Annotated in this window: 17 protein-coding genes; 4 read left to right on the forward strand and 13 right to left on the reverse strand. The window is 65.1% G+C overall.

The genetic code is table 11. The features are described from left to right. Genes ACK4SV_RS12135 through ACK4SV_RS12145 form a run of 3 tightly spaced genes read left to right on the forward strand, consistent with a single transcriptional unit; the run spans position 1 to position 1974 of the window. Positions 1–1218: a geranylgeranyl diphosphate reductase gene (locus ACK4SV_RS12135; RefSeq protein ID WP_409918097.1), complete on the forward strand. Its 1218-nt coding sequence runs from the start codon at positions 1–3 to the stop codon at positions 1216–1218. Next, positions 1215–1706, forward strand: coding sequence for a TspO/MBR family protein (locus tag ACK4SV_RS12140; RefSeq protein WP_409918098.1), 492 nt, complete (start codon positions 1215–1217; stop codon positions 1704–1706). Before ACK4SV_RS12135 ends, ACK4SV_RS12140 begins: the two co-directional genes overlap by 4 nt. Positions 1707–1713: 7 nt before the next feature. Further along, positions 1714–1974, forward strand: a complete 261-nt coding sequence (locus ACK4SV_RS12145) for a hypothetical protein (protein ID WP_409918099.1) — start codon at positions 1714–1716, stop codon at positions 1972–1974. 60 nt (positions 1975–2034) lie between these two features. Here ACK4SV_RS12145 and pufM read toward each other — a convergent pair whose 3' ends face one another. The 11 genes from pufM to ACK4SV_RS12200 form a co-directional block, all read right to left on the reverse strand. Beyond that, positions 2035–2958 (reverse strand): photosynthetic reaction center subunit M, encoded by a 924-nt coding sequence (gene pufM / locus ACK4SV_RS12150; protein WP_409918100.1) that lies wholly within the window; start codon positions 2956–2958, stop codon positions 2035–2037. A 14-nt stretch (positions 2959–2972) separates the two neighbouring features. Continuing rightward, complete coding sequence (gene pufL / locus ACK4SV_RS12155) at positions 2973–3800, reverse strand: photosynthetic reaction center subunit L (protein ID WP_409918101.1); 828 nt, start codon at positions 3798–3800, stop codon at positions 2973–2975. Between the two features lie 115 nt (positions 3801–3915). Next, a complete protein-coding gene (gene pufA / locus ACK4SV_RS12160) occupies positions 3916–4098 on the reverse strand; it encodes a light-harvesting antenna LH1, alpha subunit (protein WP_409918102.1) in 183 nt (60 codons plus the stop codon). Positions 4099–4110: 12 nt separating this feature from the next. After that, entirely contained in the window at positions 4111–4416 is a 306-nt protein-coding gene (gene pufB, locus ACK4SV_RS12165; protein ID WP_409918103.1) for a light-harvesting antenna LH1, beta subunit, read from the reverse strand. 49 nt (positions 4417–4465) lie between these two features. Beyond that, the gene (locus tag ACK4SV_RS12170) at positions 4466–4693 is read right to left on the reverse strand and encodes a hypothetical protein (protein WP_409918104.1); all 228 of its coding nucleotides are present in this window, start codon (positions 4691–4693) and stop codon (positions 4466–4468) included. Between the two features lie 61 nt (positions 4694–4754). After that, complete coding sequence (gene bchZ / locus ACK4SV_RS12175) at positions 4755–6215, reverse strand: chlorophyllide a reductase subunit Z (protein WP_409918105.1); 1461 nt, start codon at positions 6213–6215, stop codon at positions 4755–4757. Continuing rightward, positions 6209–7795: a chlorophyllide a reductase subunit Y gene (bchY, locus tag ACK4SV_RS12180; RefSeq protein WP_409918106.1), complete on the reverse strand. Its 1587-nt coding sequence runs from the start codon at positions 7793–7795 to the stop codon at positions 6209–6211. Before bchY ends, bchZ begins: the two co-directional genes overlap by 7 nt. A 6-nt stretch (positions 7796–7801) precedes the next feature. After that, positions 7802–8818 carry a chlorophyllide a reductase iron protein subunit X gene (locus ACK4SV_RS12185; RefSeq protein WP_409918107.1) on the reverse strand — a complete coding sequence of 339 codons (1017 nt, stop codon included), beginning with the start codon at positions 8816–8818 and terminating at the stop codon, positions 7802–7804. Next, complete coding sequence (gene bchC, locus ACK4SV_RS12190; RefSeq protein ID WP_409918108.1) at positions 8811–9830, reverse strand: chlorophyll synthesis pathway protein BchC; 1020 nt, start codon at positions 9828–9830, stop codon at positions 8811–8813. Before bchC ends, ACK4SV_RS12185 begins: the two co-directional genes overlap by 8 nt. Positions 9831–9912: 82 nt before the next feature. Then, positions 9913–11004 carry a methyltransferase gene (locus tag ACK4SV_RS12195; protein ID WP_409918109.1) on the reverse strand — a complete coding sequence of 364 codons (1092 nt, stop codon included), beginning with the start codon at positions 11002–11004 and terminating at the stop codon, positions 9913–9915. A gap of 31 nt (positions 11005–11035) precedes the next feature. Continuing rightward, positions 11036–11908, reverse strand: coding sequence for a polyprenyl synthetase family protein (locus tag ACK4SV_RS12200; protein ID WP_409918110.1), 873 nt, complete (start codon positions 11906–11908; stop codon positions 11036–11038). Positions 11909–11992: 84 nt separating this feature from the next. On the opposite strand from ACK4SV_RS12200, the gene ACK4SV_RS12205 reads away from it, so the two are divergent. Further along, positions 11993–12964, forward strand: coding sequence for a hypothetical protein (locus ACK4SV_RS12205; protein WP_409918111.1), 972 nt, complete (start codon positions 11993–11995; stop codon positions 12962–12964). A 6-nt stretch (positions 12965–12970) separates the two neighbouring features. Here the strand turns inward: ACK4SV_RS12205 and ACK4SV_RS12210 are convergent, their stop codons facing one another. Together ACK4SV_RS12210 and ACK4SV_RS12215 are read right to left on the reverse strand one after the other, a co-directional pair. Next, positions 12971–13123, reverse strand: coding sequence for a hypothetical protein (locus ACK4SV_RS12210; RefSeq protein ID WP_409918112.1), 153 nt, complete (start codon positions 13121–13123; stop codon positions 12971–12973). Positions 13124–13127: 4 nt separating this feature from the next. Next, on the reverse strand, positions 13128–13703 hold a 576-nt coding region (locus ACK4SV_RS12215; RefSeq protein WP_409918113.1), incomplete at its 5' end, for a phytoene/squalene synthase family protein.

Below are 13703 nucleotides of genomic sequence, written 5' to 3' on the forward strand. Positions count from 1 at the left end.
ATGCAAACTCCGGATACGGAAGAGCTTTATGATGTGGTCGTCGTGGGCGGCGGACCGGCCGGGGCGACGGCGGCGCATGACCTCGCGCGAAACGGCCGGCGCGTGCTGCTGCTCGACAAGTCTGGCCGCATCAAGCCCTGCGGCGGCGCCATTCCGCCGCGCCTTATTCAGGATTTCGACATTCCGGACCACCTGCTGGTGGCGAAGGCACGGGCGGCCCAGATGATCGCCCCATCCGGACGGCGCGTGACGATGCCGGTTGAAGGCGGCGCGGTCGGCATGGTGGACCGAGAGCATTTTGATGAATGGCTGCGCCAGCGCGCCGCGAAAGCCGGCGCCGAGCGGCGCGACGGGCTGTTCGTGGAATTTGCAAGGGACGCAGATGGCACGGCGCTGATCCGTTACCGGACGAAAGACGAGACGGGCGAGATCGTTACCGTCCGTACGCGCTCGGTGATTGGTGCAGACGGCGCGCGCTCCCGCGTGGCGGCGCAGGCGATCCCCGGCGGCGGCGAGACGAAATCGGTGTTCGCCTATCATGAAATCATCCGCTCGCCCGAAGCCGGCACCGAGGGATTTGACCCGGACCGGTGTGACATATTCTATCAGGGACGCCTGTCTCCGGATTTCTATGCGTGGATCTTCCCGCATGGCGAGACGGCGAGCATCGGTGTCGGCAGCGCGCAGAAGGGATTCTCGCTGCGCGATGCAATCCGTACGCTGAGGGCGGAGGCAGGGCTGGCGGACGCTGAACTTGTCCGCAAGGAGGGCGCGCCCATCCCGCTGAAACCGCTGAAGCGCTGGGATAATGGCCGCGATGTGATCCTGGCCGGGGACGCGGCGGGGTGTGTGGCGCCGGCCTCCGGCGAGGGCATCTATTATGCCATGCTCGGCGGACGCGAAGCGGCCGGATCGGTGGAGACGCTGCTCGCGACCGGGAATGTGAAGGCGCTGGCCGAAACGCGCAAACGCTATATGAAGGCGCATGGGCAGGTGTTCATGATCCTCGGGATCATGCAGCATTTCTGGTACCGCTCCGACAAGCGCCGCGAGGGGTTTGTGGCGATGTGCAATGACAAGGATGTGCAGCGCCTGACCTGGGACGCCTATCTCAACAAGCGCCTTGGCAAGCCCGATCACATGGCGCACCTCAGAATCTTCCTGAAGGATACCGCGCACCTTCTCGGCCTCGCTTCGCCCCGGCCGAAAGAGACGTGAGCGGACGTATCCGCAGCTCGCGGCGGCCTCTGATTGTTGCCGCCGGCGCAGCGCTGGTGACCGCCTTTGCCGGCGGCGCGATGACCCGCATTGATGACTGGTACCGAGGCCTTGAAAAATCCGCGCTGAACCCGCCGGACTGGGCCTTCGCCCCGGCCTGGACGGTGATCTATGCGCTCGCCGTCCTGGCTGCCGTGAGCGGGTGGAAAGCCGCGCGGACGAGCGCGGAGCGCGCCTGGCTGATCTCGCTGTTCTTTTTCAATGCGCTGCTCAACATTGCATGGAGCGGGATATTCTTTACCCTGCGCCGGCCCGACTGGGCGCTGGCAGAAGTTGCGATGCTGTGGCTGTCGGTGGCGATGCTCATAGTGCTGACGGTACGCTTTTCCCGCGCGGCGGCATTGTATCTCGCGCCCTACCTCGCCTGGGTGAGTTTCGCGGCCTGGCTGAACTACCGGGTTGTCGTGCTCAACGGGCCGTTCGGGTGAAACGGTGATGCTAGCGCCCTGGATGCTCGATCTTGTGATGCTCGGGGTGGCGGCAGAGTTTGCCGCTCTCGCCTGGATTCTCTACCGGCTGCGGCGCGGGCGCTGGATTGCGCCGCTCGGCTGGTTCCTGCTCAGCGGCGCACTGCTGATCGGAGCGCTGCGGCTGTCGCTCTCCGGGGCTGCGGGTGAGGTGATTGCCCTGCCGCTGGCGGCGAGCCTTGTCACCCACATCCTGATGCTGCGCGCTGTATGGAAGCAAATCCCATAAAAAGACCGGGCCTGCTTTCGCAGGCCCGGCAGGCAAGGGTAGCTGGGAGGCTCCAGCTACTCAGAAGCGTGCGAACCCGTTGTCGACGCCCCATAGCAGCCAGTTATCGACCACGGTGCCGGTGAGCAGGACGCCAATACCGCCTGTGATCGGGCAGAGGATGGCGAACCACCAGGCCCAGCGGTGAATGGATTCCATCGAGGCATTGAAGCCCATCGTCCAGCGCCAGAACAGGGCTGCGCGCTCCGACGCCGTGCCACGGTCCGTGATCTGCTCGATCTCGCGTTCGCCGCCATACCGGCCAACCGCGAGGATCGTGGCGCCGTGCATCGCAAACAGGAGCGCCGACCCGTAGAGGAAGACGATCGAGAGCATGTGGAAGGGGTTGTAGAAGAAGTTCCCGTACCACAATGACAGGTTATTGGTCCATTCCAGGTGCGAGAAGATGCCGAAGGGCACCGCCTCCTCCCAGCTTCCCATCATCACGGGACGGATGAACCCGCAGACGAGATAGAGCCAGATTGCCGCCGCGAACGCCCAGCAGATATGCGTGCCCATACCGAGCTGGATCGCCCGGCGGTAGGAACGCACCCACCAGAGTATGATCGATGCGGTCAGGAAGAAGCCCGCCATCAACCACCAGCCGCCTTCATTGAGCGGCATGAACAGGCTGAGGCCATGCTCCGGCAGGGGCTGGTCAAGTGACAGCCAGGGAAGCTGGCCGAAGAACTTGATCGGATCCCATCCGACACTGGCCCACATATTCAGGCCGATGATCTCGATGGCGATGAAGCCGCAGATCAGAGAGGCGACCCCCGACCAGCCGAGATAGAGCGGCCCGATCTGGGCGTCGCCAATCCGGCCGAGCAGGTGGCTCGTCGAGGTGATCTTGTAGCGCGGTTCGTCGCCGGGCCCCTCGACCACGCCGTAATCGGTGTGGCCGCGGACCTGTACCTGAGTGAAGATATTCTGATAGTCAGCCATCGGATTGGCCCCTTTCAAACGCGCCAGATGGGGAAGTTTTTCCAGCCGTCCCACCACGCGACCCAGGAACCGTCATAGAGCGGGCCCGAGATGATGATACAGATGGCGCTCCAGATGCCGGCGGAGAGCGCGAGGAACAGCCCCACGCGGTGGATGCCGAGTGTGCCGACCGAATAGCCGATGAAATCGCGGAAGAAGGCGTTTTCATGCTCCGGCGTTTTCACCGTATTGCCCTTGCCCGGATTGGTCGCCGACAGGACAAGTCCGCCATGCAGCGCGAGCGCGAGCGTCGTCGTGAAGAAGAACGTGATCGCGATCATATGGGCCGGATTGTAGTGGAAGTTCCCGTAGGCATAGCCAACATTGGATACCCAATCGAGATGGCTCATGATGCCATACGGGAAGCCATGCCCCCAGGCGCCCATCAGCATCGGGCGGAACACGACGAGCGTGACATAGGCAAGCACAGCAACGCTGAACGCGATGGGCACATGCAGCCCCATTCCGAGCTTGCGGGAGATTTCGACCTCGCGGAGGATCCAGGAGACAAAAGCGCCGATCGCGAAGATCGTCACCATCTGCCAGATCCCTCCCTCGGCCATGGGCGCGAGCTGGAGGCCATATTCAAGGGGCGGTGGATCGATACTGATCAGCCATGGGTTCCATGTGTCGCCCATCGATGCACCGAGGAAAATCAGCGCCGTTCCAAGGAAGGCGCAGAAAGCCGCGGTCACACCGAAGAACCCGACATAAAACGGGCCGATCCAGAAGTCGAAGAGGTCACCGCCGATCAGCGTGCCGCCCCGGATCCGGTACTTTCGTTCAAAATTAAGTAGCGCCATTTCAGGGATTCCTTCGTCTGGCTGTCCCAGCCTCTCAGCGGGCCGGGATCATGCCTGTGCCTGCGGTTGGGAGCACAGGGCGAACGGCACTCGGCCGCTCGCCCTGCACCAGTGGTCAGGCCTGCTGGATCGGGGTTTCAACCGTCAGCTCCGCAACAGCTGTCGGCGCAGTGCCGAGCCAGTTGAAGCGTGGTGAGCTGAGCAGGATGAAGTGAATCAGCAGAGCGAGCACGAACAGGAAAACTGCGAGTGCCACCAGCGCGCGCCGGGGGTCAAAGAGAAGCCAAATTCTCCACATATCTCAGTCCTCCTACAGTCTCAGGCTCACGAACGAGCCCGCAAGGCGGAGCCCGTCCTCGATCATCGCATAACCACCGGGTCCGGGGATCCAGGGTCGCCATGACCAAACAAGGAAGTGAGCCACGATCGCGATCAACGTGAAGAGTATGAAACTCATCATGAAGATCTTGTGGAACTCCTGGGCTTCTGACGCTGTCAGTCCTGTCAGAGACCCAGTCCTTTCATTCGCATTATCGGCCATTAACATTCTCCGTTCATGGGCCTCGGTCAGTGACCGCAACAGCGCCCTGCTGCGGCCCAATTGACGCTTGGGCATGGCCCGTGCGCCAAAAGTCTTTGATACGTGTACGGCAGGGTTTCATCCGTCACCTGAACACGAAAAACCAGGGAACTACGCTATGGGTGAGCTCTGACGCTTCGGCCGAAACCGTGAGCGGGCGCTGTCCCCCAGCGGATTGCCGGCGGCGCGGCAAGAGCCGTCCCGCAAGCACGATGACGAGGAAAACCGGATAGATCAGGTTCTCCATGAAGAGCATGTTGCGCCGATCTCTCGCGCGCTGGCTCAGGGTCTCTGTCTGGCTTATGTCGGCCATCCTAATTCTCCTCGTCTCGCCTCATCTTGTGTTTCTTCTGCAGGCGCCCCTTGAAATGTTCTCAGGCCGCCCGCATCCCTTCCGTTTCCCGCCGGCTGCGCTCGACAAGGGCGGCGGTTACCCGTCCTGTGCCTTCGCGCTGCGCCAGTGCTTCTGCATGATCCCGAAGGCGCTTCGCCGCAGAAATCCGTGTCAGGACGGAATGGCGGGCGATGTATTCTTCGAGCAGATCGTTTGCGGCCTCGTCCCACACGATCTGTGCGGCCTGGGCACGCGCGGGCGTCGCCTCGACCCGGTCCAGGTTTGCGCCGAGCGGCAGGATATGGAACAGCGCATCGAAGAGCGCGTTGCAGTATTCCTGCACGATGTAGGTCGCCCCTGAATAGCCCATGAAGGGTGTGCCGGTGTGCCGCCGGATGATCGCGCCGGGGAAGGATGCCGGGATCCAGACACCGGCCCCGCCGGCTTCCTGCAGGTACATGCGCTCATTGAAACTGCCGAAAACCACAAAGGGCGGGCCGGCATGGATCGCTTCGCGAACCGCATCATTGTCAGTCTTCTTGCCGGCAACGCGGGTGAAGGAGAAGTCACATGGAATGCCGAGATCATTCTCCAGGAAATTCCGGATGCCGCGCGCATGAGTGTCGTTGGCGACAATGCCGAAGCTGGCGGTGGCGAAGAAGTCCTGGGTGACCGAGCGCCAGAGATCCCAGAGGGGTTTCAGCGTCGAGTGCTTTTCGGCCTCGATGAAGGGTTCAGGATCAAGGCCCGTGAGTTCGCCGAGTGTCCGCAGGAAGCGGGTTGTCGAATGCAAGCCGACCGGCGCCTGCAGGTAAGGCGCATCCAGCGCCTCGCACAGCGCGCGGCCATATTCGCGGTACATGCAGATGTTGACGTCTGCATCGATCAGCCTGCGGACTTCCGAGATGTGGCTCGCAAGCGGGAAGACGAGATTGATCTCTGCCCCGATGCCTTCGACGAGACGGCGGATCTCGGCAAGGTCCGAGGCCATGTTGAACATGCCATAGGCAGGCCCGAGAATATTCACGAGCGGCTTTGCGCCTTCAGGGCGCTTCGCCTTTTTCGGATTGCGGCCCTTGGTCTGGCCATATTCGGTCCACAGCCAGAGCATGGCGCGGTCGGCGCTCTGCCACTGGTCTTCATCAATCGTGCGCGGCAGGAAGCGCTGGATGTTCGAGCCTTCCGGCGTGACACCGCCGCCGATCATTTCGGCGATGGAGCCTGTGACGACCACGGCCGGCAGCGCGGGGTCTAGCACAGCGCGGGCGCGCTTCATCGCGGCTTCAGTGCCATGCTGGCCAAGCTCTTCCTCGGCAAGCCCGGTCACGACGATCGGCAGCTCATGCGGGGGCAGAGCATCCGTATAATGAAGAACCGAGGTGACGGGCAGGTTCTCGCAGCCCACCGGACCGTCGATGACAACCTGCAGCCCCTTGATGGCGGTGAACACATACACCGCGCCCCAATAGCCGCCTGCCCGGTCATAATCCTGGATCAGCATCCTGTGGGCGCCTCCAGGTTTGCGGCCTGCCTGGCGCGGGCGGCGAGCTTGCGGTTCTGGTGTTCCCGGAACTGGGGATGCACGTCCGGCGCGCCGCGCCAGACACCGGCTGTGTCGCCCGTGCCGACGCCTTCGAAGAAGGATTTCATTTCGTCAAAGCGCGACTGGCCGGCGATGGCGGCGTTCACCACATCGGCGAGCGAGCCGGCCCCGGCAGGCCCCATCAGCGGGCGGGCGGAGATGAGGTTGGTGAAGTAGAGCGACGGAATCGCGGCTTCCTTGGCCTTCTGGACAACAGGCGTCGTGCCGATGGCGAGGTCCGGCCGGTATTCCCGGAACGCGGCGATATCCTGTTCGAGCGAGGCGCGGAATTGGACCTGGACGCCCCTGGCCTCCAGCCATTCGCGGTCAGGATCCGACCAGCGCGTGCGCGGCAGGGCCGTGCCGACATAGCGCACATCTGCGCCGCTCTCGACGAGCAGGCGCGCGACCAGAAGTTCCGAGCCTTCATAGCCGGATAGCGTGATCCGTCCACGGATGGGCTTGGCCGCCATGGCGCCGGCGATCACGCGGCCGAAGAGATTGCGCGCCGCATCGATGCGGGAGGCCGGCACATTGGCCGCCTCGCCGATGGCTTTCAGCCAGGCATCGGTGCCCTCGACGCCCACCGGAGCGGAGCCGACAATGGGGCGACCGGCCGCCTCGAACTCGCGGATCGAGGCGGTGTAGAAGGGGTGGACGGCTGCGACCACCGCGCCGTCGAGCGCGGTATAGAGCTCCCGCCATTCGCGCGTCGGAACGACAGCGCCCGCAGCAAGCCCCAGCGGTTCAAGCAGCCGCCCGATCACGACCGGATCAGCCGGAAACATTTCGCCAAGCAGGGTGACTTTTGGCAGGTCGGCCGTATCGCTGGCGGCGCGGCGGACGGGGCCGCTTTCGGCCTCCTTGCGCGCATAGGCGAGCATCGCGCCGGCGAGCACATCCTTGGCTTCCGCATGGGTCGGCACGCCGAAGCCCGGTACATCGATGCCGATGATCCGCACACCGTTGATCTCGTCCGGCAGGAGGCGCAGCGGCACGCCAGATGCGGTCGGTACACAGAGGTTGGTGATGACGATGGTGTCGTACTTCTCCGGGTCCGCTGTCAGCTCGACCGCTTCCTTGATGTCTTCAAAGAGCTTGCCGGTAACGAGCGTTTCGGAATTGAACGGCACATAACCGACCGATCGCTTCGCGCCGTAGAAATGCGAAGTGAAGGAGAGCCCATAGACGCAGCAGGCCGAGCCGGAGAGGATCGTCGCCGTGCGGCGCATGCGCAGGCCGACACGCAGGGAGCCAAAAGCGGGACACATGCTTTGCGGCTGGTCGTGCGGGCCTTGCGGATAATCCTTCGCATACTGATCAAGCAGTTCGCTCTGGCCCGCGGCGGCGGCAGCGGCGCGCATCTGGTCCTTGCCCGCATGGCAGCCTGCGCCGTCCTTGAGCGCCGGCGCCTCAGCGGCCACCCCTGCCCCGGTTTCAACCTTCGCGGCGGGGCGGCGCTCCCGGTTTTCAAGAAGGGTGAGGCGGCGGGTGGTCATGAGCGCTCAGATTTCCTCGTAGACGACTTCGAGGGTGCGCTTCTCGGCGGCTGCAACGCCGCACATGTCGGCGAAAGTGGCGGGCTCGAGCACGATATCGCCGCCGGTATCCTTGGCGGAGAACAGGCTCAAAAGGCCGTCCTGGTTCAGCGGGTTCGGCCGGTTGGGGACGGAGGTTCCGATATTCTCGGCGAGTTCGGCAAACATCGCGCCCCAGGGCGAGGAGGCCGTTCCGACGATCTGGTAATTGGCCGATTTGCGGCGGATATCTTCATTGGCCGGAATGGTGGCGAGCACCGGAATGCCGACGGCATCGGCGAAGGCAGCTGCCTCGCCCGTGCCGTCATCCCGGTTGATGACCATGCCGGCGACGCCGACATTGCCGCCCATCTTGCGGAAATATTCCACCGCCGAGCAGACATTGTTGGCCACATAAAGCGATTGCAGGTCGTTCGAGCCGACCACGATCACCTTCTGGCACATGTCCCGCGCAATCGGCAGGCCGAATCCTCCGCACACGACATCGCCGAGGAAATCGAGCAGCACATAGTCGAAATCCCAGTCATGGAAGCCGAGCTTTTCGAGGAGCTCGAAGCCATGAATGATGCCGCGTCCGCCGCAGCCGCGGCCGACTTCCGGGCCGCCGAGCTCCATCGCGAACACGCCATTGCGCTTGAAGCACACGTCGCCGATCGTCACTTCCTCGCCGGCAAGTTTCTTCTTCGACGAGGTCTCGATGATCGTCGGGCAGGCCTTGCCGCCGAACAGCAACGAGGTCGTATCCGATTTCGGATCGCAGCCGATCAGCAGCACGCGCTTGCCCTGTTCGGCCATCATGCAGCTGAGATTGGCGAGGGTGAAGCTCTTGCCGATGCCGCCCTTGCCATAGATGGCGATGATCTGGGTGTCGCGCTTGACCGGGCCGGTGGCGACGGGATCGGGCTCATGGGAGGCCTCCTCGCGCAGCGCGTCTGTATAGTCGGATGCGCCGCTCCGGCGGGTCAGGCGAAGGTCTTCAGACATCGGAATGTCTCCAATCCATGAGCATCTTGAGGCAGGCCGGATCGCTGAAGGCCTGGCGATAGGCAGTGCCTGCATCTTCTGGCAGCACCGTGTGTGTAATCAGGCCCGCGAGGCTGAGCCGGCCGTCGGCGGCTAGGCGTGAGACGACTGCGAGGTCTTCGGGCGCCCACTCTGCCGCAATGGCGAGACGCATTTCCTTCATGAAGGCCAGCGGAAACGCGAAGGAAGGCCGCGCCGAGTAGAAGCCGGCCAGAAGGATCTCTGCCCCGCGCGCGCAATGCGGCAGCGCCTTGTCGATGATGTTGGCGTCGCCGCTGACATCGCAGATGGAAGTGTAGGTGCGCCGATCATCCGACGACGGATCGATCACGGGAAAGGCCTCCGCGCTGCGCCGGTCAGGATTGGTTTCCCAGACGGTCGGCGCCGCGCCGCCCAGGGCGAGGACAAGCCGGGCTGTCAACCGGCCGAGCACGCCGTGCCCGATGATGAGGTCCGGCAGTTGCCGGCCCGCAATGGCATGATGCGCGGTCGCGGCGAGTGCGAGCAGGACGCCCTCGCGGGGATCCCGGAGGTTCAAGCTGTGCGCCCGCGCGCCGGGGACGATCAGGTGAGACGCTGCTGCACCGAAGAGGCCCGCGGCATCCTGGTAGCAACGCGCGCCGGGGACGAAGACAATCTCGCCGATCCGTTCGGGCGCATCCGGCGCATGGATGATCCGGCCAACGGCTTCATAGCCCGGCACCAGCGGATAGCCCATGCCCGGAAAGGGCGGCATCTCGCCGGACCACATCAGCCGCTCGGTTCCCGTGCTGATGCCCGACCAGAGCGTTTCGACGGCGACATCGCCGGTTTCGCGGGGCTTCAGATCAAGCTGGCTGAGGCGGGCGCCGGATTTGCCATCGAACACAACCGCGCGGGCCAGCCGGGGGCATTCTATCCGCGCGGAAGCTCGTTGCCCCGAACTGGGCTGAGCGGGCCTAGGCCCATGCGACTCGATGACGCCCGTTTCCATGAATGTCATCCTAGTTTGACATTAGTTAGTGTCAATTGTTATTTACGTTTTCTTTGCCCGCATAGCGAGAGTAATCCGGCGATCAACTCGCCAGAAGGGCGCTGATGAGCAGCGGATTGCGGGCAGGGAGGGTCCGGACCGTGCGGAATCCCGCCTGCTTCAGAAGGCTTGCCGTCTCATCCGCCCGGCGGGGCCGCCCGCGCCCCATCGCCCACAGATAGAGCCCGAAATAGGCGTCCCCCATCCGCTCGGCGCCGGCAGCACCGGCCATCGGCTCGGCCACCAAGAGGCGGCCGGATCGCGGCAGCGCGGCGCGAACCTGCTGCAGCAGCGCCAGGGCCGGGCCATCATCATGGTCGTGCAGCACGCGGATCAGGGTGATGAGATCCGCGCCGGTGGGCAGCGGGCCGGTGTGGAAGTCGATGCCGAAGGTTTCGAGCCGCGCGCCGATTTGCGTTCCTTCAAGGCGGGCCTTCGCCAGCGCGGCGACGGGCGGCAGGTCCACAAGGCGCAGGGCGAGGCCCGGATGGCGCGCGCCTGCCCGCTCGAGAAAAACACCGAGCCCGCCGCCGACATCCATCACGCAGTCATGGCGCCGGAAATCATGGCTGTGCAGGATCTCATCGGCGACCAGCGCCTGCGTCTCGGCCATCAGGCGGGAATAGGGGGCGGCCTGATCGGGGCCGGCATCGGCCTGATAGGCCCAGAAGCGGCTGAGCTCGGTGTCCTGGCGGCGCGCGGTCAGCAGCGGGGTGATGCTGGCAAGGTCGGCATAGAGCGCCTTGTGATGGCGGATCATGGCGAAGACCGGGGCATTGCCGATCAGGGCCGCCCCCTCCTCGCCAAGACCGTAGCGGCCATCCTGCTGGCGGTGCAGCAGGCGCAGCGCCGCCGCCGCCCGCAGGAGGCACTCGGCCCCGTCAACTGAAAGCCCGCTGCGGGCCGCAAAAGCCTCTATGTCAACCGGCGCCTCTGCCGCCGCCTCGATCAACCCGGTCTCCACCGCTGCCGAAAGCACCTGTGAATAGACGAAGCCGGCGACGAGATCGAAACTGCGGGCGGCGGCGCGGCGCGCGATGGGGCGCAGCAGCGGATTGCGCACGGCCTGCGCCTGAAAGCGCGGGTCTGCGATCTTGCGGTTCTTCCAGGCGACCAGCCGGTCTAGCAATGACATGCGCGCCCCCGGGGCAGCGTCCGGCCGCCGGTCAGGCAACCTGCCTCAGGAGGCTCGCGGGCGTCAGCCGGGCGGCCTGCGCCGCAACGAGATCGCGCAGGAAACCGGCGCCCGGGCATTCCGGAATCGAGGCGGAGGCTTCGGCAATCATGCGGTTGAGCTCGTCAACAGCGCCGCGAACCCCGAAGGCTTCCACTGCGCTTGGCCGCCCGAGGCGGACATCCTGCCCGGCCGGCTTGCCGAGCACGTCTTCGCCCAGCAGCGCGTCGCGAAGGTCATCGGCAACCTGATAGGCCTCGCCAAGCCTTGCGCCGAGTTCCTGCCAAGGCGCCGCATCGGCCCCGGCCGCCACGGCGCCGGCTTCAGCCGCCGCAACGAACAGCGCGCCGGTCTTGGCCTGGTGATAGGCGGCAAGGTTGATCTTCGGCTCACTCTCCCAGGCCTGGCCTGCGACGATGCCCTGCGCTGCGCCGGTGGCGCGGGTGACGACCCGGATGAGCGACAGGCACCGCCCCGGCGCCGCCGCTGATTCGCGGATCAGCGTCTCGAACGCCATGACGATCAGCGCATCGCCCGCCAGCACGGCAAGCGGTTCGCCATAAATCCGGTGCACCGATGGTTTGCCCCGGCGCGTTTCAGCCGCATCAAAAGCCGGCAGGTCATCATGGACCAGCGAGGCGCAGTGCATCAGCTCGATCGCCGCCCCTGCCCCGGCCGCGATGCCGATATCCTCGCGCGCGCCGCACGCTGCAGCCACCGCAACACACAGACGCGGCCGCACGCGGGCGCCTCCGGGGAAAACGGCATGTCGGATGGCCTTGCCGAGCAGCGGCGGACCCTCCTCGCCAAGGGAGGTGCTGACCGATCGCTCGAGCACCCATTCGATCAACGCTTCGGTGTCCATAAGGCGGCCTCCTGAGTGTCATCGTATATTGTCATTCTTGACTGTCAATTTTTATTGACGTCTTGTGGGCACAGGAGGCCCTCGATGGACACAATGCAGGAGGCGGGGGCCGGCGGCTTGTTTGGCGTGACTGTTCCTTCGGGCGGTTATGCCTGGTGGTATCTCGACGCGATGAGCGATGACGGGAGCCACGCGCTGACCGTGATTGCCTTCATCGGCAGCGTGTTCTCGCCCTATTATGCCTGGGCCGGGCGGGCTGATCCGATGAATCATTGCGCGCTCAACGTGGCGCTTTATGGCCGCAGGCAAGGCCGCTGGACGATGACGGAACGGGGGCGGGGGGATGTGACGCTCGCGCCGGACCATTTCCAGATCGGCCCGAGCGCCATTTATCGCGACGGGGAAGATTTCGTGATAGAGGTGGCGGAACTGGGCATGCCCCTGCCCTATCCCGTGCGCGGCACGATTCGGGTGCGCCCGCGCAGCAAGGGGCCGGACACCCCCTTTCCGATCGATTCCGGCGCCCGGCACCTCTGGCGCCCCGTGGCGCCGGCGGCAGACATTGAAGTGCGCTTTTCCAGCCCCCGGCTGCGCTGGCGCGGCGCAGGATATTTCGACATGAATCAGGGCAGCGAACCGCTGGAAGACCGGTTCCGCTATTGGGACTGGATGCGCCTGCACCTTGCGGGCGGCGATACGCTGGTCGCCTATACAACGGACGAACGGGACGGCCCCGGCGCATCGCTGGCGCTGCGCTTCAGCCCGGATGGCAGCTATCAGAGCGTGCCGCCCCTGAACGCGAAGGAGCTGCGCCCGACGCCGGTGTTCCGGGTGCGCCGGCGCGCCCATGCCGAGGCGAGCAGCCGGGTGCGCCTTGGCCGGACGCTGGAAGACACGCCCTTCTACAGCCGGTCTGTGGTCGAAACCTGGGTCGGCGGGCGGCGGGTGGCCGGGGTGCATGAAAGCCTGGACGGCGACCGGCTGAAGTCCGGCCTCGTCAAGCTGATGCTGCCGTTCCGGATGCCGCGCCGGGCGAAGACGCTGTCTTCCGGCTGAGGACGTTCACTCGCTTGCCTGTTCCCGCTGCGCGGCTTCTTCAGCCTCGCGCTTGCGGATGGCCTTGTTGGTGCTGTGGAGTTCCCAGAGTCCCCAGGCGATAGCGGCGCCGCCGAAGACGACGAGTTCGAGCAGGAAAAGGGCGTGAAACTGCGGCATGGGCTTATGGCTTCCAGGGCCCGGAGGCAGCCGGCGCAACGGGTTGCGCCTGGCGGGTATCCAGATCGAGGAACAGGTCCATCACCCACGGCCAGCCGCCCCCGATCGCAGGCGGATGCTGGCGCGGCGGCGGCGCGTTTGCGACGGCCTCGATCAGGAAACGGGCAGAGGGCACAGCGAGGGCGGGCGCGGGCAGGCGCTCCTCGCTTGCGAAACTCGCCTGCGCGAGCAGGGCGAGTTTGCGCCGCGAGGTGACGAAGGCGCGGCGGGAGACGCTGTCATAGCCGTTGCGCGCGATGCTGCGGCCAATATCGCGGTAGATGAGGGCTGCAGCGCGGATCGCCGGGCGGCAGCCGGCCGGCAGGAAGGCGATTCCCGATGTGCCCGCTTCATAAAAGGCATCGGCCTCCGCAAGCAGGCGGCGGGCGAGGTCGCGGTGCGCGCGGCTGGCCGTTTCCGCCTTGGCGATGGAGGCTTCGGTGACGCCTGCTTCGAGCAGCCAGTCCTGCGGCAGGTAACAGCGGGCATGGCGCGCATCCTCGCCGATATCGCGCGCAATATTGGTCAGCTGCATAGCGAT

Source organism: Hyphomonas sp., assembly GCF_046313735.1.
Lineage (GTDB): Bacteria > Pseudomonadota > Alphaproteobacteria > Caulobacterales > Hyphomonadaceae > Hyphomonas.